Source organism: Myroides sp. JBRI-B21084 (assembly GCF_030545015.1).
Taxonomy (GTDB): domain Bacteria; phylum Bacteroidota; class Bacteroidia; order Flavobacteriales; family Flavobacteriaceae; genus Flavobacterium.
In genome coordinates, this window is record NZ_CP120653.1 from 2,127,851 (window position 1) to 2,150,181 (window position 22,331).

The window sequence follows — 22,331 nt, forward strand, 5'->3', positions numbered from 1 at the left end:
AAATACGTTAAAAAAGCAAGAGGCTACCTGAAAAGGTAGCCTCTTTTTATGTTACAGCTTAAAAGTAATAATCGATCGTGGCGAATGGTTCATTAAATCTTCGCTAATGCTGCCATTTAATAAACGTGCAAAGCCTTTTCTGCCGTGCGTTCCCATGGCAATTAAATCGGCATCAATGCGTTCGGCAAAATTTAAAATTCCTTTTTCAATATCTAAATCGTTGTAGATTGAAAATTCATAATTTTCTAAATTAAATTGTTTTAGAAAAACATGAGCCATTTGTTCAGCAACGTGTGTAGGTTTAAAATTATTAGGCGTATTTACCATTAAAAAATGCGGAACAGAACCGTTTAGTTTTAAAAACGTCATAATTTTTTCAAAACCAGCAGTCGATTCTTCTGTAAAATCACTTGCAAAAATAACTTTATTAAAATTAATGGTGCTGTCATTTCCTTTAATTGTTAATACAGGAATATCAGAAGTGCGTATTACTTTTTCAGTGTTTGATCCAATAAAAAACTCTTTAAAACCACTAGCTCCGTGCGATCCCATTACAATTAAATCAATATTGTTAGCCACAGCTACATCGGTAACTTCGTTAAAAGTACGCCCTAATTTTAATATTTGCGAAACAGTTAAACCACTTAAATCGTTAGAAAGTGATGTTTCTGAAAGTTTAGCTTCGGCATGTTCTTTAAAAAACATAATTTCGGGCAAATCGTAACCAGGTTGTATCATGTCCATGGTTTCGTGGGGCAAATCAATTATATGTAATAAAATAATTTCAGCGTTCGATTTTCTAGCAATACCAGCAGCTGCACGTAACGCAATGGTTGCTTGTTCAGAAAAATCGGTGGGTACTAAAATCTTTTTCATTTTGTTAAGTTATTAGGGTTAATAATTAGTTATCTTCAATTTATAAATATACTTAAAATATCAATAAATAACTAAAAAAATACATAACTTAAATAAAAGTTGTATATTTGCAAGGTTATTTATTGTTAAACTAAATAATGAGGGGACATAATTGTCCCCTCTTTTTATACAAAACATGGATTTTAAAAGTAAGGTAAAAGATTTGTTAGAGCAAGGTTTGGCGGCACATCCGGCACTTTTTTTAATAGATTTTTCTATAGCGGCAGATGATAAAATAATGGTTGTGATTGATGGTGATCACGGTGTAACATTGCAAGATTGTATTGATGTTAGCCGTAGTATTGAACACAATTTAGACCGCGAAGAGCACGATTTTTCGTTAGAAGTAGCCTCGGCAGGTGCTACAGCGCCGCTTAAATTTCCGCGTCAGTATAAAAAGAACATCGGAAGAACCTTAGAAATAACAACCGATGACGATAAAAAAATTGAAGCTAAGCTAATTGATGCCAACCAAGAAACGGTACAATTAGAATGGAAAGCACGCGAACCTAAAAAAATAGGTAAAGGCAAAGAAACCGTTGTAAAAAACGCTGAAATTCCGTACATTAGCATAAAAAAAGCAGTAGTAGTTATATCATTTTAAAAAATATAGATAATTTCATGGATAATATTGCATTAATTGATTCGTTCTCTGAATTTAAAGATTTTAAGCATATTGATAGAGTTACCCTAATGGCAATTTTAGAAGATGTTTTTAGAAATGCATTGAAAAAAAGATTTGGGTCAGACGATAATTTTGATATCATCATTAACCCAGATAAAGGAGATATGGAGATATGGAGAAACCGAATTGTTGTTGCCGATGGTGAGGTGGAAGACGAAAATTCAGAAATATCTTTAAAAGAAGCTCAGAAAATTGAACCTGATTTTGAAGTAGGCGAAGAAGTTTCTGAAGAAGTAAAATTATTTCAATTAGGTCGCCGCGCTATTTTAGCATTGCGTCAAAACCTAATTACCAAAATACAAGAACACGACAGCACCAATCTTTACAAACAATTTAAAGACATGGTAAACGAAGTGTACGCTGCAGAAGTAAGCCACGTACGCCCAAAAGCTGTAATTTTAATTGACGATAACAACAAAGAAATTATTTTACCAAAAGATAAGCAAATCCCATCAGATTACTTTAAAAAAGGTGAAACAGTTAAAGGTATTATTGAAAGCGTTGAGCTTAAAGGCAATAAACCACAAATTATTATGAGCCGTACATCGGAATTGTTCTTAGAAAAATTATTTGAACAAGAAATTCCTGAAATTGCAGACGGTATCATAACCATACACAAAGTAGTACGCATACCTGGTGAAAAAGCAAAAGTAGCAGTTGATAGTTATAATGAAAATATAGACGCTGTTGGTGCATGTGTAGGTGTAAAAGGTTCACGTATTCACGGAATTGTACGCGAATTAGGAAACGAAAATATAGATGTGGTAAGTTATACAAATAATGTAGAATTGTACATACAACGTGCACTTAGTCCTGCAAAAATTAATAACGTATCAATAAACGAACAAACAAAACGCGCCAATGTGTTGTTAGATGTTAGCGAAGTATCTAAAGCAATTGGTAAAGGCGGCCAAAACATTAAATTAGCCAGTTTATTAACCGGTTATGAAATTGATGTAATAAGAGAAGGAACACAAATTTTAGAAGAAGACGACGTAGAATTACGCGAATTTTCTGACGAAATTGATGCATGGGTAATAGATGAATTCGTAAAAATAGGATTAGACACCGCTAAAAGTGTACTAAAACATAGCGTTGAAGAATTGGTGCGTAGAACCGATTTAGAAGAAGAAACGGTAGAAGATGTTTTAAATATCCTTAACGCCGAATTTGAAGACTAAATAATACACAACAACACAACGCAAAAAAATTATACTAAAAGGATCGTATGTCTGAAAAAAGAGTAATAAGAATAAACAAAGTTTTAAGAGAATTAAATATTTCTCTCGATAGAGCCGTGGAGTTTTTGAAAACGAAAGGTTTTGAAATTGAAGCCTCTCCAAATGCAAAAATTTCTGATGACGAATATCAAGCTTTAGACAAGCAATTTTCGGCTGATAAAGGGAAGAAAGAAGCTTCGAAAGAAGTAAGCGAAGAAAAGAAAAAAGAAAAAGAAGAACTACGTTTAGAACGTGAGCAGGAAGAAAAACGCAAAAAAATAGAAGAAGATAAGCGTAAAAAAGAAGAGGAAGAAAAACGTAGAAAAGAAGAAGAAGAAAAACGCGAACAAGAAGTAATTAAAGCTAAAGCAGCTAAAGTTACTGCTATAAAAACAGTTGGTAAAATTGATTTAGATACCGCTGCCAAAAAAGCGCCTGCTGTTGAAACTAAAACGAACGCTTTAGAAGATAAAACAGATCCTGTTAGTACACCTGAAACTAAAGAAGTAGCAACTGAAAAAGAAACTACTATAGCAAATAAACCTGCTGCAAATACAGAAAAACCTGCTGCTGAAAAAGCTAACGTAGAACAACAAGCTACAGAAAAAACAGCTGTAGAAAAGCCTGTGGTTGCAGAAACAGAAAAACCTGAAACTACGTTAAATGCAGACGGTGAAGAATCTGAAATAATAAAAACACAATACCAAAAATTATCAGGAACTACCTTTACGGGGCAAAAAATTGATTTATCTCAATTTAATAAACCTAAAAAGAAAAAAGAAGATCCTAAAAAAGACGCAAAAGCGGGCGGCGCTAATAACGCAGCAAATAATAAAAATAAGCGCAAGCGTATCGAAAAACCAGGTACACCAGCTACAGGTCAAGCACAACAAGGTGGTGCTAACAAACCTAATCAACAAGGCGGACAAAACCGTCAGGGGCAAGGTGGTCAAAACCGTGGTGCAAACAATAATTTTGGTAATAACCGTAACGCGGGCAACAAAAACTTTGGTAATAAAAAACAACCTGTTGTAAAAGTAGAACCAACAGATGAAGAAGTAAAAAACCAAATTAAAGAAACGTTAGAGCGTTTACAAGGTAAACAAAACAAATCAAAAGCTGCTAAATATCGTAAAGACAAACGTGAACTTCACCGTAAAAAAGAAGAAGAAGCACGTGCAGACGATGATTTAAAAATATTAAAAGTAACCGAATTTGTTACAGTTGGCGAAGTTGCTACAATGATGAGCGTGCCAATTACGCAAGTAATAGGTACCTGTATGTCGTTAGGAATTATGGTAACCATGAACCAACGTTTAGATGCAGAAACTTTAACTATTGTGGCAGATGAATTTGGATACGAAGTACAATTTACAACTGCAGATATTGAAGAATCAATCACTGAAGAAGTAGATAGCCCTGAAGATTTACAGCCAAGAGCACCAATTGTAACGGTAATGGGTCACGTTGACCACGGTAAAACATCGTTATTAGATTATGTACGTAAAGCAAACGTAATTGCAGGTGAATCGGGAGGTATAACACAACACATTGGAGCGTACGGAGTAACATTAGAAAACGGACAAAAAATTACGTTTTTAGATACACCAGGTCACGAGGCGTTTACCGCAATGCGTGCGCGTGGTGCACAAGTTACCGATATTGCTATTATTGTGGTTGCTGCCGATGACGATATTATGCCACAAACAAAAGAGGCTATTTCGCACGCGCAAGCAGCTGGCGTACCTATTATATTTGCTATTAATAAAGTAGATAAGCCAACAGCAAATCCAGAAAAAATTAAAGAAAAATTAGCTGCCATGAACTTCTTAGTTGAAGAGTGGGGTGGTACATACCAATCGCAAGATATTTCGGCAAAATTTGGACAAGGTGTTCCTGAATTGTTAGAAAAAGTATTGTTAGAAGCTGAAATGTTAGAATTAAAAGCAAATCCTAACAAACCTGCAGTTGGTACTGTAGTAGAAGCTTTCTTAGATAAAGGTCGTGGATACGTTTCAACCATTTTGGTACAAAGTGGAACTTTAAAAATTGGTGATTACTTGTTAGCAGGTAAAAACCATGGAAAAATTAAAGCAATGCACGATGAACGTGGAAAATCTGTTAAAGAAGCAGGTCCATCACGCCCAATATCAATTTTAGGTTTAGATGGTGCACCAACAGCGGGTGATAAATTTAATGTTTTTGAAGACGAACGCGAAGCAAAAGCAATTGCAGCAAAACGTACACAATTAATACGTGAGCAATCGGTACGTGCACAACGTCATATTACGTTAGCTGAAATCGGTCGTCGTATTGCTTTAGGTGAGTTTAAAGAATTAAACATCATATTAAAAGGAGACGTAGATGGTTCTGTTGAAGCGTTATCAGATTCATTCTCTAAATTATCAACAGATGAAATTCAAATCAACATTATTCACAAAGGAGTAGGTGCAATTACCGAATCGGATGTGTTGTTAGCTTCGGCATCAGATGCAATTATTATTGGTTTCAACGTAAGACCAATGGGTAATGCAAAAACTATTGCAGATAAAGAAGAAATTGATATCAAAACATACTCTATCATCTATGATGCTATTGACGATGTGAAAGATGCAATGGAAGGAATGTTGTCTCCTGAATTAAAAGAAGAAATTACAGGAACAGCTGAAATCCGTCAAACCTTTAAGATATCTAAAGTGGGTACAATTGCAGGATGTATGGTTACCGATGGTAAAATATTCCGTAATTCAAAAATCCGCTTAATCCGTGAAGGAGTTGTAATTTATACAGGTGTTCTTGATGCGTTGAAACGCTTTAAAGACGATGTTAAAGAAGTTTCTAAAGGATACGATTGTGGTATACAAATTAAAAACTACAACGATATTAAAGAATACGATGTAATTGAAGCATTCCAAGAAGTTGAAGTTAAAAAAACCTTGAAATAAATCAATTTTTAGTATAAACAAAAGGCTTCCGTAAGGGAGCCTTTTGTCATTTTGGCAGTTTAGGTAAATTACTTATATTTGGCTTAAAGTTTGCTATTTAAATAATAAATTAAATTTTAAAACGCATTATGGGATTATTATTAATGGGAATTATTATGCTTGCCAGCTGGTTAGTTGGTTGGCAGCTAAAAAATAAATTCGAAAAGTATTCTAAAATTCATTTACGCAACGGAATGAGTGGGGCAGAAATTGCAACTAAAATGTTGCATGATCATGGTATTTACGATGTAAAGGTAATATCAACACCTGGTCGTTTAACCGATCATTACAACCCACTTGATAAAACGGTTAATTTAAGTGAAGCTGTTTATAACCAACGCAACGCAGCAGCAGCAGCAGTAGCTGCCCACGAAGTAGGGCACGCAGTACAACATGCAACCGCATATAGTTGGTTAACTATGCGCTCTAAATTAGTGCCCGTTGTAAACGTGGCGTCAAACTTAGTGCAATGGGTTTTGTTTGCTGGTATTTTGTTAATTCAAATTTACAATAACACTACAGTTTTGTTTATAGGTGTTGTATTATTTGCTTTAACTACGGTTTTTTCGGTAATCACCTTACCTGTAGAATACGATGCAAGTAACCGTGCATTAAAGTGGTTAGAAACTAAAAATATGGTTACCCGCGAAGAATTTGCTGGTGCTAAAGATTCGTTAAAGTGGGCAGCACGCACCTATTTAGTAGCTGCATTGGCATCAATAGGTACTTTAATGTATTATGTAATGATGCTTACAGGTGTGCGCAGTAATAACGACTAAAAATATATTTTATTTATAGTACACACCCCCAAAGTTTTACTTTTGGGGGTGTTTTTATTAAAACCATGGACGTTTGTGACGAATATATTGATTATAAAAATCAAAATCGGATTTGGTTAAATATACAATTCCTTCAATTAAACTAATAAAACATGTTATAAGTAGAAAGAAATATCCAACAAAAAGACATATAGTTAAGTAACCAAAAATGCTTAAAATAAGTAATAAAATACCTTGATTATTATAACCCAAAATAAATTTATGCACGCCTAAATGCCCTACAAAAAGAGCTAATATACCTGTTAAGATTTTTTTATTATAGGCATCTTGTAAATTTATAGTGTTTTGATTGTATGGTTGTTGATAGTTTTGTTGTTGATAATTTTGATGCTGATAGTTTTGTTGTTGATAATATTGTTGTTGATTAGAATTGGGTCCTGTGAACCATTTTTGTTCGCTATTTTGTACAGATGCGTTTGTTTGCGCGTTTTTGTTTTTAAATTGATTTAAAATTTTATCAACAATAACTTGGGCTAATTTTTCTTTACTTTCAATAGTCCAACCTGCTATATGTGGGGCTAACAGTACATTTTCGGCCTTTATTAAATAGTTAAAAGCTTGAGGTAATTCGTTGTCGGCAAACATGTTTTCAAACGACGATTTTTCATATTCTAAAACATCTAAACCAGCACCTTTTATCTTTCCATTTTCAAGTGCTTCAACCAAATCGTCAGTACAAACAGCCTTTCCGCGAGCAGTATTTATAAACCAAAACGATTTTGCAAAACCATTTATAAAGTTTTTATTAATTAAATGAACCGTTTCAGGTGTTTCGGGTGTATGTAAACTTAAAACATCGGTGTGTAATTGTAAGTAATCTAACGAAACCTGCTGAGCGTTTGTATCGCCTACATTTGGTTTTATATCGTAGCATATTACTTTGCAGTTAAAACCTTTTAAGCGTTGTGCAAAAGCTTTCCCCATGTTTCCATAACCAATAATTCCTACGGTTTTGCCTTCAAGTTCAATTCCACGGTTTTCTTCACGTTTCCAAATACCATTGCGTACTTCTTTATCAACAAACGATAATTTGTTCATAAGGTTTAAAAGCATGCCTAAAGCGTGTTCTGCAACAGCTGTTTTATTTCCTTCTGGCGCCGCAATTAATTGAATGCCTTTTTGTTGGGCGTATTCGCAATCAATGTTTTCAAGTCCAGCGCCAACCCTGCCAATAAATTTTAGGTTTGTAGCAGCATCTAAAAAAGTTTTATCAATTTTAAATCTACTTCGCAAAATAATACCATCGTATTGATGAATCATTTGTTCAATAGCGTCTTTAGGTGCGTAGTAATTTTCATCGTTTTCAAACCCAGCTGCCGTTAGTTGTTCAATTAATAACGGGTGGTTTTTATCAAGGTGAAGTATTTTCATGAAATGGTAATTTTGATTGTTATCTTAATTAATTCAAAATAAAGAATTTTTTTTAATGTATTCGCTGAACTTTAATCTATTTTTGTAAAAAGCACATTATTATTCCATTTAAAATGAAAAATCGCATATATTTATTACTCTTTTTCTTTTGCCAAATTTACACATTTGCTCAAAGCTTTAAAGGTGTTTTGTTAAATAGTGAAACTAAAAAACCAATTAGCCAAATTACAATTGTAAGTGCAGATGAAACTTTTTTTGTTACAAGTAACGATAAAGGCGAAGTGGTTTTGCCTGAAAGTGTATTAAATAAAAAACTATTTATTAACGATTATGAATATGTTTACAGTGAACATATTTTTGTAAAAAAACAAAATTTTATTTGGAAGTTAACTCCAAATTCTGAAACATTGGAAGAAGTTCTTATTGTAAAAAATCCAGAAATTTACATAAACGAAATAATTAATAATTCAATTAAATCATTTGTTAACAAAACTAAATTAGAATCGTACTACAAAGAAATATTTTATCAAAATAATAAAAAGGCTAGCGAAGCCGATGGTATCGCAGATTTGTATGTAAACCATAATCTTGAAAACATAGAAATGGTTGTTAAACAATCACGCCTTAAAGAGTTTTTTGTGTTAGATGAAAATATTAAATACAACAATTCAAATCCAATAGAAACTGTTGAAAGTGCTATGTTGTTTAATTTGTTAAAGAAAATTATTAAAGACAAAAAACATTACGAATTTCATATTACTGCAAAACAAGTAGCAAATAAAACCATACATACTTTTTATATTAATCCAAAAGAAGATAGTAAAGAAAAACATCTATTTAAAGGAGCTGTAGTATTTGATGAAGATAGAAAACTGATACTTGAAACCAATTTTTATTTAGATCCGGCAAGGAAAGAGTTCAATACACCTTTAAATTATATAGTTATTAAAGTACATATTGCAGCTGTTAATTTTCATACAAAGTACATGATAGGCGATCAGCTTTATTACCCAAGTTATATTAATAAAAGCTATAGCGGATCTACGGTTATGAAATCTAAGAATAATAAAATTACAAGAGTAAACAACCAATTGAGTTTTTATATACTAAATGCAGAAAAAATTAATAGTAGGCCTGCGCTTTCTGTACTATATAAATTTCAAAATTTTTTTAATAATGGTAATAAATACACTGTAGAATTTTGGAAGAATGCTAAAGTTAGTAGCTATGTAGAATAATAACCCAAGATAGTATTTATTACTATAAAAATTAAAACAAAAAAACTTTCATTTATTTTTGAAAGTTTAAAAACTTTTATTACATTTGAACTATGGAATTCAAAGAGGCAAAAAATAAATTTTTACAATCGTGGGGCGCTTTTGGTTCGCAATGGGGTATTAATAAAACCATGGCTCAAATTCATGCACTTTTAATGGTATCTGTAGAACCTATGTCAATGGAAGAAATTATGGAAGAATTACAGATTTCACGGGGTAATGCTTCCATGAATTTAAGAGCTTTAATGGATTGGGGTATTGTTTATAAAGAGTTTAAACCAGGTGAACGGAAAGAGTTTTTTATTGCTGAAAATGATTTAGATGAATTGGCAGTAAAAATTGCTAAAGAGCGAAGTAAACGTGAAATAAAACCTGCTTTAAAGGTTTTAAAGGAAGTATCAAGTATAAAACCTGATAAAACACAAGAAGAGCAACATTTTGTAGAACAAACTGCCAAATTGTACGATTTTGTTTTAAAAGCCGATGATGTTTTAGATAAAATAACTGAATACAAAGACAATTGGCTTACTAAACTAGTGGTTAAATTTATAAAATAAACCACTTTTTTTACAAAATTAACTTTCAAATATTTCTGAAACTTTAAAATAAAATAAATTATGAAAGCAATTAAAATTATAAATACAATAGTTGTAGCACTGCCATTGCTACTTAGTTTAACAGATTATTTACTTGCACACGATGGCGCTTTTTTATTTTATGCTTTACTTTTTACAATGGTTACTGGTGCTGTACAAGTAATATTAGGTGTTATTTTGGCAATTAAATTTCAAGATAATATCCATTATAAAGTGTATTTAATAGCAGTGGTAGGATATTTTTTTTTAGGATATATTGCCGATGAATTAAATCTTACGTATGGTTTTTCATACTTCATGTTTACTATACCAGCTTGTTTAGCGCTTTATTTGTCGGTAATGATTTATAAAATCCCAACGAAATGAATTACAATATTTTAGCATATAGTATTTACTTCGCAATAACTTTTTTAATTATTCTAAAAGTAGGGCAAATTTGTTTTAAAAATGGAAATGTATTTGTTGCACAGTTAATTCCAAACCATGAAGATTTGTGCAAAAAAATTAACCAATTACTACTTATTGGCTATTATTTATTGAATTTAGGTTATTGTACAATGACGATAATATCTTGGAAAAAAATTGAAAATTTTACCCTGTTAATTGAAGTTATAAGTCTAAAAACGGCACTTATTATACTAATAATTGCAGTTATGCACTACCTAAATATTATTTTACTAACAAACTATATTAAAAAATTAATTTAAAACTATTAATTATGGCAACAACAAACATTTTAATTGGCTACGCAGTTTATGTACCAATAGCATTGTATTTAACGTACTACGTTTCAAAAACACTTTTTAAAAACAGTAAAATTTATATGTTAGATATTTTTAAAGGAAGAGAAGAAATTGCCTTTGCTACTAATAAATTATTTGAAACTGGTTTTTACTTATTAAATATTGGTTTTGCATTGTTGATTTTACAGATGAATTTGTATAACAATAGTTACCAGTTACTTATTGAAAAATTGAGTTATAAAATAGGAGCTTTTTCAATATATCTTGGATTGATGCTTTTTTTAAATCTTTATTTCTTTTTTAGAGGAAAACGCAAAGCAAATCAATCACAAATTGTTCAATAGTAAGTAAAAAAAAATCCCGTTGATTCTATAGTCATTGGGATTTTTTTTATGCTTCATAAATTTGTTTATACTGTTTTACTAAAACCCTAAAATCATTTTGGCAATTGTAAAGTAAATTAAAATACCAAAAATGTCGTTGCTTGTGGTAATAAAAGGGCCAGTTGCAATAGCAGGATCAATACCATACTTATCAAGCGTAATAGGAATAAAAGTGCCAATTAAGCTAGCAAGTATCATAACGGTTACCAGTGCCAAAACTATAGTCGATGATATTTCGTAAGTAGTATCCATAATAAAATGAGTTGCTAAAAGCAGTAAAACAGCCAAAATGGTACTGTTTAACATGGCAAGTAGCATTTCTTTACCCAAACGTTTCCAAAGCGAACCAGACAAACTGTTGTTTGCTAAACCTTGTACCACAATTGCCGACGATTGCACACCAACGTTTCCAGCCATAGCCGCAACAAGTGGCGTAAAGAAAAACAATGTTTGGTATTTTTCCATAGCGTCGCTAAAACTTTTTGCCACGTTAACGGCAATAAAACTACCAATTAAAGCTAATAACAACCAAGGCAAACGTGCTTTAGTTAATTCCCAAATACTATCATCGGCTTCAACGTCTTGTGAGATACCTGCTGCCATTTGGTAATCACGGTCGGCTTCTTCTTTAATTACATCCACAATATCGTCAATGGTAATTCTTCCTACCAAACGTCCAGTTTCATCAACAACGGGTATGGCTTCTAAGTCGTATTTTTGCATAATACGTGCCACTTCGGTATCTTCGGTATCAACCTTAACAAAATCAACTTTTGGTATGTAAATGTCTTTAATTTGTGTGGTGGTTGATGAGGTGATTAAATCTTTTAACGACAAACGACCTTTAAGGCGATCTTCATCATCAACAACATAAATAGAGTGTACGCGCGATACGTTTTCGGCTTGTTTACGAATTTCCTGAATACAAGTTAATACATTCCAGTTTTCATTAACTTGAATGTATTCTTTCGCCATTAAACCACCGGCTGTATCTTCATCGTAACGCAATAACTCAACAATGTCTTTTGCGTGTTCAAAATCTTCTAATTCAGAAATTACCTCGTCTTTCATTTCTTCCGATAGTTCGGCAATAATATCTACCGCATCATCGGTATCCATTTCGTCTAACTCTTCGGCAATTTCTTTGGCAGAAAGGTTGTTTAAGATTTTTTCACGAACTTCTTCATCAAGTTCCAATAGAATTTCAGAACTAGTTTCCGATTCAATTATACGGAAAAGATACCCTGCATCTTCGCCGTTTAATTCGTTCATTAGTTCGGCAATATCAGCAAAGTGAATATCCTCGAGCTTGCGAAGTATTTCGCGCTCGTTTTTTTCGGCAATTAAGCCTTCAATTTCGTGGATAAATTCTTTACTGATTTTAAATTCCATACGCTTCTATTTTTTGTGTAAGTGCAATAAATTCTTCTACACTAAGCTGTTCCGGACGAAGGTTAAAAACCACATCGTCTTTTATTTCTTCTGATATAAAGCTTTTTAAGCTGTTGCGCAACGTTTTTCTACGTTGGTTAAATGCCGATTTTACTACTGTAAAAAACAGTTTTTCGCTGCAAGGTAAACTGTAATTTTCTTTGCGAATCATACGCATTACTCCCGATTTTACTTTGGGTGGCGGCGTAAATACGTGTTCAGAAACCGTGAATAAATATTCGGTATCATAAAATGCTTGTGCCAAAACCGATAATATTCCATAGGTTTTACTGCCTTTTTTTTCGCAAATACGTTCGGCAACTTCCTTTTGAAACATTCCTGCAAATTCAGGTATCTGATCGCGCATTTCTAAAACTCTAAATACAATTTGAGTAGAAATGTTGTACGGAAAGTTTCCTATTATGGCAAAAGCGTCATCGTGAAAAACCTTTTTTAAATTGTATTTTAAAAAATCTTCGCCAATAATATGGTTGTGTAACTTTGCGTAGTGTTTTTCAAGATAAGCAACCGATTCGGTATCAATTTCTACAACAAATGTTTCTACAGGTTTTTCTAACAAATATTTTGTTAACACGCCCATACCGGGACCAATTTCTAATATTTTGTTGTATCCGTTTAAGGTTAAAGCATCGGCAATGTTCTTTGCAACACTTTCATCGTTTAAAAAATGTTGTCCTAAATGTTTTTTAGCCCTAACTTTATCAGCACTACTCATGTTCGCTAATTATTTCAAGATCGGTACGAAAAGCAAGCATTTTATCGGCAAAAAGCGCCAAACCTTCGTTTCGTAAATTAGGTGCGTGGTTTGTTTTGTAATCTTCTAAAGCTTCTTTTGTTTCTGCAAAGTATTGCGCAGAATAGGTAACGCCGCCCATATCTTCATCAACCAAAACTTTTACCAAACGCGCCGATTTAAAACAACCGGTGTTTAGCATGTCTTGTATATGTTTGGTTTGCATCCAATGTAGCCATTGGTCGTGAACACTTTCGTCTATATTTATTGTAACGTTGTAAATAATCATGGTTTGTTTATTAGGATTGATTTAAATAGAATGTCGTTTCAATTATAACAAAGTGTTTAAACTCAAATTGATTTTACTTTGCTGCATTTGAAACGACATTTAGTTTTTGATATTGATAATTAATCAATGATATCGAATCCGCAGTACGGTTTTAACACATCGGGTATCACAATACCTTCGGGTGTTTGGTAATTTTCTAAGATACCAGCTAAAACCCTTGGCAATGCTAACGATGAACCGTTTAGGGTATGTGCCAACTGTGTTTTACCGTCTTTGCCTTTAAAACGTAATTTTAAACGATTTGCTTGATAGGTTTCAAAATTAGAAACCGATGAAATTTCTAACCAACGGTCTTGCGCGGTTGAAAACACTTCAAAATCATACGTTAACGCTGAGGTGAACCCCATATCGCCACCACATAAACGTAAAATGCGGTATGGTAATTTTAAATCGTTTAAAATTTCTTTTACGTGATCTACCATTCCATCTAAAGCTTCGTATGATTTTTCAGGATGTTCAATACGAACAATTTCAACTTTATCAAACTGATGTAAACGATTTAATCCACGTACATGTGCGCCATACGAACCAGCTTCTCTACGAAAACAAGGTGTGTAAGCGGTGTTGCAAATAGGTAATTCACTTTCGTTTAAAATTACATCACGGTATAAATTAGTAACAGGTACTTCGGCAGTTGGTATCAAATACAAATCGTCGGCAACGGCATGATACATTTGGCCTTCTTTATCTGGTAATTGACCAGTACCAAAGCCCGATGCTTCGTTAATTAAATGCGGTACTTGCACTTCGTTATAGCCTGCATTGGTATTTTTATCTAAAAAGTAACTAATTAGTGCGCGTTGTAATTTGGCACCTTTGCCTTTGTAAACAGGGAAACCAGCACCCGTTATTTTTGCACCTAATTCAAAATCTATAATATCGTATTTTTTTGCCAATTCCCAGTGTGGTAAAGCATCTGCGTGTAAAACGGGCACATTGCCGTGTTCAAACACCGTTAAGTTATCATCGGGCGTTTTACCTTCAGGAACAATATCGGTAGGAGTATTGGGTATTTGGTATAAAAAATTAGTTAAATCGGTAGTTACTGTTTGCAAGCGATCTTTTAAATTGGCTGTTTTATCTTTAAGTAAAGCCGTTTTTTCTTTTAAGATTTCGGCTTTAGCTTTTTCGCCATTGCGCATTAAATCGCCAATTTCTTTGGATAGCTTGTTCGATTCGGCCAAGATGTTGTCTAATTCAACCTGTGTTGCTCTTCTTTCCTCATCAAGGTTAATTACGTTTTGAATCATTTCAGCAGCATCAAGATTTCTTTTTGCAAGGGCTTTCACCACTTTTTCCTGATTTTCTCTAATATAAGCTATCTGTAACATATGTAAAAATTGTTAAAAGGCAAATTTAAGCAAATTCTTTGTGAATAAGTAACTATTGCGGTATTTATTCTTTGTGGGTTGATGGATTGAACTTCAAATAAATAATACTATTTTTACACAAATTAGTATTAATATGAAAAGCGCATTTTTTATAGCTGTTTGCAGTTTGTTTACGTGTTATGCATCGGCACAAATTTCGGCGAACACCACCAATGAATACCGTTTGTACGAAAAAAAAGCTGCCGAAAAGCGTATGGCTTTTAAACAAAATCCCAATACGTTAAATTACGATGTTAAGTATCATAAGTTAGAATTTAATGTAGATCCAACACAATATTACATTAGCGGTACGGTAACAACACAGTTTGTACCCAACCAAAATTTACAATCTATAGTTTTTGATTTAAACCATCAGCTTGTTGTAACTTCGGTAAAGCAAGGTACACAAACCGCTACTTTTAGTCAAGCAAATAACGAATTGGTTATACAATTACCGCAAACCGTTGCCAGTGGTACTTTGGGCGAAGTAAAAATTACCTATGCAGGCACACCGCCAAATGCTAACGGTGCTTTTACGCAAAGTTACCACAACAACACCCCAATTGTTTGGACGCTTTCTGAACCATTCGGCGCGCGCGATTGGTGGCCATGTAAACAATCGTTAAACGATAAAATAGAAAATATAGATATTTATGTAACAGCCCCAACAGCAATGGTTTCGGTAGCAAACGGCGTAGAAAAAAGCCAAGTTACTAATGCCAATGGTACAAAAACAACTCATTTTAAACACGCATATCCCATACCGGCTTATTTAGTAGCTATTGCTGTAACTAATTATCAAATTTACAATCAAACGGCAGGTACAGCGCCTAATACTTTTCCTATTGTAAATTATTTGTACCCTGAAACGTATGCAAGCAGCGTTAGTCAGTTAGCTGTTACGTTGCCAATTATGAATTTGTTTGAAAATTTATTTGGCACCTATCCATTTCATACCGAAAAATACGGACATGCCCAATTTGGATGGGGCGGTGGTATGGAACATACAACAGTATCGTTCATGGGGGCTTTTTCACGTGGGTTAATTGCTCACGAATTGGCGCATCATTGGTTTGGAAATAAAGTAACTTGTGGCAGTTGGAAAGATATTTGGTTGAACGAAGGTTTTGCTGAATATTTATCGGGTTTAGTTGTTGAAAATTTTGATGGAGCCAACCAGTTTACCTCTTGGAAAGGCAGTAAAATAGCAAATATTACATCGGCACCATCGGGTAATGTATACTTAACCGACGCGCAAGCATTAGATTCTAACCGAATTTTTAGCGGTAGGTTAACTTACAATAAAGGGTCAATGGTGGTGCATATGTTGCGTTATGTTTTGGGCGATCAAGATTTTTTTCAAGGCATGCAAAACTTTTTAAACGATCCAGCAATTGCATATAATTATGCATTAACTCCGCAATTACAACAACACTTAGAAACCGTTTCGGGTAAAAATTTAACCGAATTTTTTAACGATTGGGTTTATGGCGAAGGATATCCATCGTACCAAGTACAAGCCGATAAAATATCGGCAACGCAAACCAAAATCACCTTGTCGCAAACCACTTCGCACGCAAGTGTTTCGTTTTTTGAAATGCCTTTAACTTTACGCTTAACAGGTACAACTGGCCAAAGTGAGGTAGTGGTTTTACAACATACCCAAAATAACCAACAATTTATTGTAGATACCAATGTAGGTGTTGTTGAAAAGGTAGAAATAAATCCTTTTAACGATATCATTTCAAAAGACAATACGGGCAACCTAAGTATCGCAACCAATTACACTGATTCTAAAATAAGCGTATATCCCAACCCTACACAAACATCGTTTTTTGTTGATGTTCCAGCAAATGTAAAAGTACAATCAATGAATATTTATAGCGTAAATGGAAAATTGGTGGCGCAAAACATTAGTAATCCCTATGCAAGTGCGCAATTAGCAAACGGTGTGTACATTTTAGAAATAAAATCATCAGAGCAAACATTTCATAAAAAAATTATAAAAAATTAAATTGAATCTTTTGTGTGCCAAATACTAAAGTGAAAAGCTTACATTTGTGCATCGTAAAAAAAATAGAAAGAAGTAAAATTAATGGACGTATTAGTTAAATTATCGCAGTTTTTATTAAGTTTATCTTTATTAATTGTATTGCATGAGCTGGGCCACTTTATACCAGCTAAATTATTTAAAACCCGAGTAGAGAAGTTCTACCTTTTCTTTGATATAAAATTTTCTTTATTTAAAAAGAAGATTGGCGAAACCGTTTACGGAATTGGTTGGTTGCCTTTAGGTGGTTATGTAAAAATTGCCGGAATGATTGATGAAAGTATGGATACCGAGCAATTACAACAAGAACCTCAACCTTGGGAATTTCGCTCAAAACCAGCTTGGCAACGCTTAATCATCATGTTGGGTGGTGTTACAGTGAATTTTATTTTAGCATTTGTAATTTATATTGGCATGACATGGTTTTATGGCGATAAATACATTGCAAACGATAGTTTAAAAGATGGAATCTGGGTAACTTCTGAAGTTTTAGAAGATGTAGGATTGCAATCGGGAGATAAAATTATATCTATCGATGGGAAACATCTGGAAAGATTTGATCAAGCAGCTATGAAAATAGTTATGGGTAAAGAAATTGTTGTTGATCGTAATGGTGCAAAGCAAAAAATTAAGTTACCTGTTGATTTTATTAATAGTGCTTCTAAAAGAAAAAGTGAAAAGCTTATAATGCCTAGGATGCCTTTTCTTGTAGGAAAAGTCTCAGATGACTCTCCAAATAAAAACGTCTTAAAAACTAAAGATTTTATTACTTCTCTTAACAATCTACCAATAAGTTATTTTGATCAGGTAGATGATGTTTTAAAACCTTTGGCGAATAAAAAAATTCCTGCTACTATAAAGAGAGATGATAAGGAAATACAGATTACTTTACAAATAAATGCTGAAGGAAAAATAGGAGTTGCACCTGCTTTGGTTGCTAAAAATGATGCCGAAAAATTAGGTTTGTATAAATTAAGTACAGATAGATATAGCTTTGCAGAATCGATACCAGTAGGGATTGATATGGGAATAAACAAGTTGAAAGAATATGGGCAACAATTAAAGCTGATAGGAAACCCAGAAACAGGAGCTTATAAGGAAGTTGGTGGGTTTATGGCGATTTTTAATATTTTTCCTGATTTTTGGAGTTGGGAAGTATTCTGGCAGATTACCGCATTATTATCAATTATGCTAGGTGTAATGAACTTATTACCGATACCAGCATTAGATGGTGGTCATGTGTTATTTTTATTATACGAGATGATTTCGGGAAGAAAACCAAGCGATAAGTTTTTAGAATATGCGCAAACAGTTGGTTTTGTTATACTTATTGCTTTGTTGTTGTTTGCAAACGGAAACGATATTTTTAAAGCAATTACAGGTAAATAAAAAAAATAACGATTTTTTAAAAAAGGTGTTTGCAAAAAGGAAAAATCGTTCTATATTTGCATCGCAATAAAGGTAACACACCTTCCTCCTTAGCTCAGTTGGTTAGAGCATCTGACTGTTAATCAGAGGGTCCTTGGTTCGAGCCCAAGAGGGGGAGCAAAGTTGCAAAAGCAACACCTTATTTTTTATTGCAAAAATAGAAAACTTAAAATTAAAGTTTCCTCCTTAGCTCAGTTGGTTAGAGCATCTGACTGTTAATCAGAGGGTCCTTGGTTCGAGCCCAAGAGGGGGAGCAAATTGCGAAAGCAATATCCTATAAAATTTTAAGTTTCCTCCTTAGCTCAGTTGGTTAGAGCATCTGACTGTTAATCAGAGGGTCCTTGGTTCGAGCCCAAGAGGGGGAGCAAAATGCAAAAAGCCTTACAGAAATGTAAGGCTTTTTTGTTGTTTAAAGCCGTTTTACTATGTTTGTATACTTTTATTGTAAAAAAAACATTATGAAACAAATTGAATTTAATGAAAATCAATTAATACTAAAAGTGAAAAAAAGCCCTTTATTGGCTAGATTGCTCTTATATTTTATAACCTTTTTATCAATAGCTTTACCTTTAGGTGGTTTTATTGTAAATATGATTAGTAATGTAGGATTAAGTTTTTTTCATATATTATTTCTATTCATATTTGGATTCATTGCATTTTATATGCTCCGAGTTTCATTGTGGAATACATTTGGTAAAGAATCGATTGAATTTGTTAAGAATAAATTGACTTACGTTGCAGATTACCATTGGTTTAAAGATAAAGTAAAGGAATTTACGTTTGAAAATATCAACTTTGATATAAAACAAGTTGGTTATGAAGAAGATAACAAAGGTGTTTTAGTAATTAAATTTGATGATGGTAAAGTGTTAGAAACGGTTACTAAAATACCAATTGCAGATTTAGAAATTTTTATTAATAACATTAACAACAGCTATTTGTAAACATTTACAAGTATTTACAAATGTTAATTGCGTATATTTGAGAGTTGTAGCACATTAGAACAGAATGAGTGAAAATTTTGAAAACTTTCCTAAAATTGACCAAGCAAAAGAATCAATCGAAAGATTGAAAAAGGTTGTTTGGCCAGAAACTTCAGAATTTAAGAACGCTGACGAATTCTTAAAGAAAGTTGAAGAAATTATATTTAAAGAATTTGAAATACTACCAAATTTATTTAAACTCTTTAAGCCATCTGACTTCACTTTACCTTTTTTTAGAGTTCGAGAAATTGACTCATTTACGAATATCAATCTTTTTTCAGAACATAGTTATCCACCAATAAACCTGACAGGATTTAATAGATGTAATTTTCCGAAAAGTCCAGTATTTTATTGTTCTGACAATCCAATGACCGCATTAATGGAAGTTGTTAGAAATAGTAACTACAAGCAAAGAAAATTTTGTATCTCTAAATGGGAATTAATTGATTCCGACAAACATTTTGCTTTTCAGACATTTCTTCAAACTGAAATCCATCAAGACAATCATTATGGTGTATTGAGAGATGCCGAAATTGAACAAATGGACAAACCATTTGAATATAAACTTGATAAAGAACGAAAAGCTGGATTAATTGAATATTTGAAATTTCTACATTCTACATTTATAAATGACAAAAGTTACGCTCTATCTGCAAGTATTGCTCATCGAACATTAAATGCTAAACATAATTTAGCTACTGATATTTTAATGTATCCAAGTATTCAAACTCAATACAAAGGAGTAAATATGGCTATAAATCCAAATTTTGTAGATAATATGATGAGAGTACAAAGATTTTATATTGTGGAGTTAGAAAACTATAATATTGAGACTGGAAAATTCAACATTACCATTTCAAAATATGGAGATATTGATAAGAATATTATTTTTTGGAAAAACTTAAATCCAGACGATGAAATTTATAAAAACAATTTACTAACCGATTTCAAAAGTTTAATGGACGACAACTTTGAATGGAAGTTTAATGAAATAAAAAAATAACGTGCTACAACAATGGCTATAAGTAATTGCTTGTTCTCGCCTACTTCTGAAAATCCTCGCGGATTTTCAGTTTGGTGCGTACTTGCAAAGTTAAGTGCTATATCACGCAACTACTCATAGCCGAGAACGTTATAGGACATTTTTAAAAACCGCATGAAAAAGACAATAAGCATATTTTTAGTACTTCTGTTTTTTATGTTTACTGCTTGTGGACAAAAACAAATAAAGACGCCAAATAAAGCGATGGAAAAATTTGAAAAATTTAAAGCAAAAGAAAAGTTTGTAGAAGATATGAAAATCTTATATCCTGGAATTGGTGACGAAAAATTGAAACCAATTTTAACTGAAAAAATTAATTTGGCAGCCGAAGACTTTGAAAAAATTGCGCAAAATGGAAACGCTACTGACGAAGATTATCAGAATGCCATAGGGAAAGGTTTGGATAGATTTAAAAGTATTTATTTAGAAATCGACACAGAAGATAGAGAAAGAGTTTGCGCTTATTTTGAAGAGCTTATGGATATTGTCGGGCTTGAAAGTTCGGACGGGCAACTGAATAATTTTATGTACGGATTTGACCCAACAAACTAAAAAAACGTCCTATAATAACTAAGCTTTCGTCTTGCCCGGAGGGCAAGAGATGAAAGCCCGTTGAACGGAACTGTGGGAAACCCAATCACGCGGATTTGCAATCCGTGCTTATAAAAAACCAACAGCATCTTTACAAACATATTAAGGTCGATAAAAAAAAGAAGACTGTTTTTTAGGCAGTCTTCTTGTAAATTGTTATTTAAATTTGTTTAAAAACCTCCAACAACTGCGTGCGCAATAATGTAAACAGAACCGCTTAAGTTGTTAATAGTGTATGATGTACTTCCGCTATATGGCGATAATCCCGGAGCAACGGCACCTGTATAAAGCATTTGATTACCAACATATAAATGGGTTTCTTCTAAAGTATACGGTGCAGTAACGTTGTAATTAACAACAGCTGTACCGCTATGATAACTTAATGTAACAGTACCAACTTTAGTGCCTTTAGATAAATCGCACTGACCAGCGCCAGCGTATAAATCTAAAGTATAATCTCCTTCAGTATACGCACCGTTAGTCCAACCCCATCTACTAAAACCTATGTTTCTAAAACAAGTTGCGTAATTACCTCCATAGGCATAAGCAGTTTCTGTACCAGTACCTTGTGTGTTACAATTAGGCGTAATGTTTAATGGGAATGGGAAACAATTGGTTGCAGATTTTATTAAAATATTACCCGATTGAATAGGCACATTAAACGTAATTGATAATGTAAAAATTCCTTGATTTTGGTAAATATCCAGGTTGTCAAATTTAATGAAAGAGAACGAATTGTTAAATGCACATCCTGTTCCAGAACCTGTGGTAAATTTAATAGGAACACTGCTAGAAATTACATTATCGCCATCAACATAATTCCCAGAACAATCTAAAACTTGTAAAAGTAAATGACTAACCGCTTGCGTTTTACTTTGGTCTATGGTAATATTTAAGGTATAGCCATCTTGCGATGTTGATACAATATAATTACCAGCAATTGGTTTTCTTGCCGACATTTGTTGTGCAGCATCTTCAGTTTGTACACCAACTTCATCTTGTGTACAAGAAAATAAGCTTATGCAGAGCAATAAACTTAAGATAAAGTGTGATAAATTTTTCATGATATATTTGTTTTTATAAATTTTTCTATAACAAATATACTCTTTTTAAACACATTTAACACTTTTTAATATGAGTTTATTTTAATATTTTATTATATATTTTAAAAATAACGCAAATATGAAGCTTTGAATGCTTATTTATACTCAAATTTTAACATATTTTAAATTTTTTTGAAAAGTGAAATTTTAACAAATAAACACTGAATATTTTACTGTGTTAAGTTTTAAAGTTTTGCAAGTAAGTTGGCGAATTTTA

21 protein-coding genes, 3 tRNA genes and 1 pseudogene are annotated in these 22,331 nt (G+C 32.9%); 17 read left to right on the forward strand and 8 right to left on the reverse strand.

The features are described 5' to 3' along the window. Positions 1-51: 51 nt before the first annotated feature. Positions 52-876, reverse strand: a complete 825-nt coding sequence (locus P3875_RS10200; protein WP_303443866.1) for a universal stress protein — start codon at positions 874-876, stop codon at positions 52-54. A gap of 175 nt (positions 877-1,051) precedes the next feature. Between P3875_RS10200 and rimP the strand changes: the two genes are divergently transcribed. The 4 genes from rimP (at position 1,052) to P3875_RS10220 (ending at position 6,583) form a co-directional block, all read left to right on the forward strand. Beyond that, positions 1,052-1,519 carry a ribosome assembly cofactor RimP gene (gene rimP, locus P3875_RS10205; protein ID WP_303443867.1) on the forward strand — a complete coding sequence of 156 codons (468 nt, stop codon included), beginning with the start codon at positions 1,052-1,054 and terminating at the stop codon, positions 1,517-1,519. Between the two features lie 17 nt (positions 1,520-1,536). Then, positions 1,537-2,781, forward strand: coding sequence for a transcription termination factor NusA (gene nusA, locus P3875_RS10210; RefSeq protein WP_303443868.1), 1,245 nt, complete (start codon positions 1,537-1,539; stop codon positions 2,779-2,781). A 47-nt stretch (positions 2,782-2,828) separates the two neighbouring features. Then, complete coding sequence (gene infB / locus P3875_RS10215) at positions 2,829-5,765, forward strand: translation initiation factor IF-2 (protein WP_303443869.1); 2,937 nt, start codon at positions 2,829-2,831, stop codon at positions 5,763-5,765. Between the two features lie 128 nt (positions 5,766-5,893). Next, positions 5,894-6,583 carry a zinc metallopeptidase gene (locus tag P3875_RS10220; RefSeq protein WP_303443870.1) on the forward strand — a complete coding sequence of 230 codons (690 nt, stop codon included), beginning with the start codon at positions 5,894-5,896 and terminating at the stop codon, positions 6,581-6,583. Between the two features lie 57 nt (positions 6,584-6,640). Here P3875_RS10220 and P3875_RS10225 read toward each other — a convergent pair whose 3' ends face one another. Together P3875_RS10225 and P3875_RS10230 are read right to left on the reverse strand one after the other, a co-directional pair. Beyond that, complete coding sequence (locus P3875_RS10225; protein WP_303445437.1) at positions 6,641-6,850, reverse strand: hypothetical protein; 210 nt, start codon at positions 6,848-6,850, stop codon at positions 6,641-6,643. 231 nt (positions 6,851-7,081) lie between these two features. Continuing rightward, positions 7,082-8,014, reverse strand: a pseudogene (locus P3875_RS10230) (2-hydroxyacid dehydrogenase); the annotation flags it as partial. A 113-nt stretch (positions 8,015-8,127) separates the two neighbouring features. On the opposite strand from P3875_RS10230, the gene P3875_RS10235 reads away from it, so the two are divergent. The 5 genes from P3875_RS10235 to P3875_RS10255 all read left to right on the forward strand — a co-directional run bounded on the left by P3875_RS10235 (position 8,128) and on the right by P3875_RS10255 (position 10,974). Next, a complete protein-coding gene (locus tag P3875_RS10235; RefSeq protein WP_303443871.1) occupies positions 8,128-9,252 on the forward strand; it encodes a hypothetical protein in 1,125 nt (374 codons plus the stop codon). 92 nt (positions 9,253-9,344) lie between these two features. Next, positions 9,345-9,848, forward strand: a complete 504-nt coding sequence (locus P3875_RS10240) for a GbsR/MarR family transcriptional regulator (RefSeq protein WP_303443872.1) — start codon at positions 9,345-9,347, stop codon at positions 9,846-9,848. A gap of 60 nt (positions 9,849-9,908) precedes the next feature. After that, positions 9,909-10,253 carry a hypothetical protein gene (locus P3875_RS10245; protein ID WP_303443873.1) on the forward strand — a complete coding sequence of 115 codons (345 nt, stop codon included), beginning with the start codon at positions 9,909-9,911 and terminating at the stop codon, positions 10,251-10,253. Further along, a complete protein-coding gene (locus tag P3875_RS10250; protein ID WP_303443874.1) occupies positions 10,250-10,594 on the forward strand; it encodes a hypothetical protein in 345 nt (114 codons plus the stop codon). The genes P3875_RS10245 and P3875_RS10250 overlap by 4 nt, the downstream gene beginning before the upstream one ends. A gap of 11 nt (positions 10,595-10,605) precedes the next feature. Next, positions 10,606-10,974, forward strand: coding sequence for a hypothetical protein (locus P3875_RS10255; RefSeq protein WP_303443875.1), 369 nt, complete (start codon positions 10,606-10,608; stop codon positions 10,972-10,974). Between the two features lie 78 nt (positions 10,975-11,052). Here the strand turns inward: P3875_RS10255 and mgtE are convergent, their stop codons facing one another. The 4 genes from mgtE to serS form a co-directional block, all read right to left on the reverse strand. Beyond that, the gene (mgtE, locus tag P3875_RS10260; RefSeq protein ID WP_303443876.1) at positions 11,053-12,405 is read right to left on the reverse strand and encodes a magnesium transporter; all 1,353 of its coding nucleotides are present in this window, start codon (positions 12,403-12,405) and stop codon (positions 11,053-11,055) included. After that, positions 12,395-13,180 (reverse strand): 16S rRNA (adenine(1518)-N(6)/adenine(1519)-N(6))-dimethyltransferase RsmA, encoded by a 786-nt coding sequence (rsmA, locus tag P3875_RS10265; RefSeq protein ID WP_303443877.1) that lies wholly within the window; start codon positions 13,178-13,180, stop codon positions 12,395-12,397. The genes mgtE and rsmA overlap by 11 nt, the downstream gene beginning before the upstream one ends. After that, positions 13,173-13,487, reverse strand: a complete 315-nt coding sequence (locus tag P3875_RS10270) for a DUF4286 family protein (RefSeq protein ID WP_303443878.1) — start codon at positions 13,485-13,487, stop codon at positions 13,173-13,175. The genes rsmA and P3875_RS10270 overlap by 8 nt, the downstream gene beginning before the upstream one ends. Before the next feature lie 119 nt (positions 13,488-13,606). Further along, positions 13,607-14,878: a serine--tRNA ligase gene (gene serS, locus P3875_RS10275; RefSeq protein WP_303443879.1), complete on the reverse strand. Its 1,272-nt coding sequence runs from the start codon at positions 14,876-14,878 to the stop codon at positions 13,607-13,609. A 133-nt stretch (positions 14,879-15,011) separates the two neighbouring features. Between serS and P3875_RS10280 the strand changes: the two genes are divergently transcribed. From P3875_RS10280 to P3875_RS10315, 8 genes are all read left to right on the forward strand, one after another. Beyond that, positions 15,012-16,931 (forward strand): M1 family aminopeptidase, encoded by a 1,920-nt coding sequence (locus P3875_RS10280; RefSeq protein WP_303443880.1) that lies wholly within the window; start codon positions 15,012-15,014, stop codon positions 16,929-16,931. An 81-nt stretch (positions 16,932-17,012) separates the two neighbouring features. Then, positions 17,013-18,356: an RIP metalloprotease RseP gene (rseP, locus tag P3875_RS10285; RefSeq protein WP_303443881.1), complete on the forward strand. Its 1,344-nt coding sequence runs from the start codon at positions 17,013-17,015 to the stop codon at positions 18,354-18,356. An 83-nt stretch (positions 18,357-18,439) separates the two neighbouring features. Further along, positions 18,440-18,513, forward strand: a tRNA-Asn gene (locus tag P3875_RS10290). A 62-nt stretch (positions 18,514-18,575) separates the two neighbouring features. Then, a tRNA-Asn gene (locus P3875_RS10295) sits at positions 18,576-18,649 on the forward strand. Between the two features lie 37 nt (positions 18,650-18,686). Beyond that, positions 18,687-18,760, forward strand: a tRNA-Asn gene (locus P3875_RS10300). Between the two features lie 93 nt (positions 18,761-18,853). Beyond that, a complete protein-coding gene (locus P3875_RS10305) occupies positions 18,854-19,339 on the forward strand; it encodes a hypothetical protein (RefSeq protein WP_303443882.1) in 486 nt (161 codons plus the stop codon). 64 nt (positions 19,340-19,403) lie between these two features. After that, positions 19,404-20,381 carry an RES domain-containing protein gene (locus P3875_RS10310; protein ID WP_303443883.1) on the forward strand — a complete coding sequence of 326 codons (978 nt, stop codon included), beginning with the start codon at positions 19,404-19,406 and terminating at the stop codon, positions 20,379-20,381. A gap of 153 nt (positions 20,382-20,534) precedes the next feature. Beyond that, on the forward strand, positions 20,535-20,972 hold the full coding sequence (locus tag P3875_RS10315) for a DUF4844 domain-containing protein (RefSeq protein WP_303443884.1): 438 nt from the start codon (positions 20,535-20,537) through the stop codon (positions 20,970-20,972). Positions 20,973-21,181: 209 nt separating this feature from the next. Here the strand turns inward: P3875_RS10315 and P3875_RS10320 are convergent, their stop codons facing one another. Then, positions 21,182-22,075 carry a hypothetical protein gene (locus P3875_RS10320; protein ID WP_303443885.1) on the reverse strand — a complete coding sequence of 298 codons (894 nt, stop codon included), beginning with the start codon at positions 22,073-22,075 and terminating at the stop codon, positions 21,182-21,184. Between the last annotated feature and the right edge of the window lie 256 nt (positions 22,076-22,331).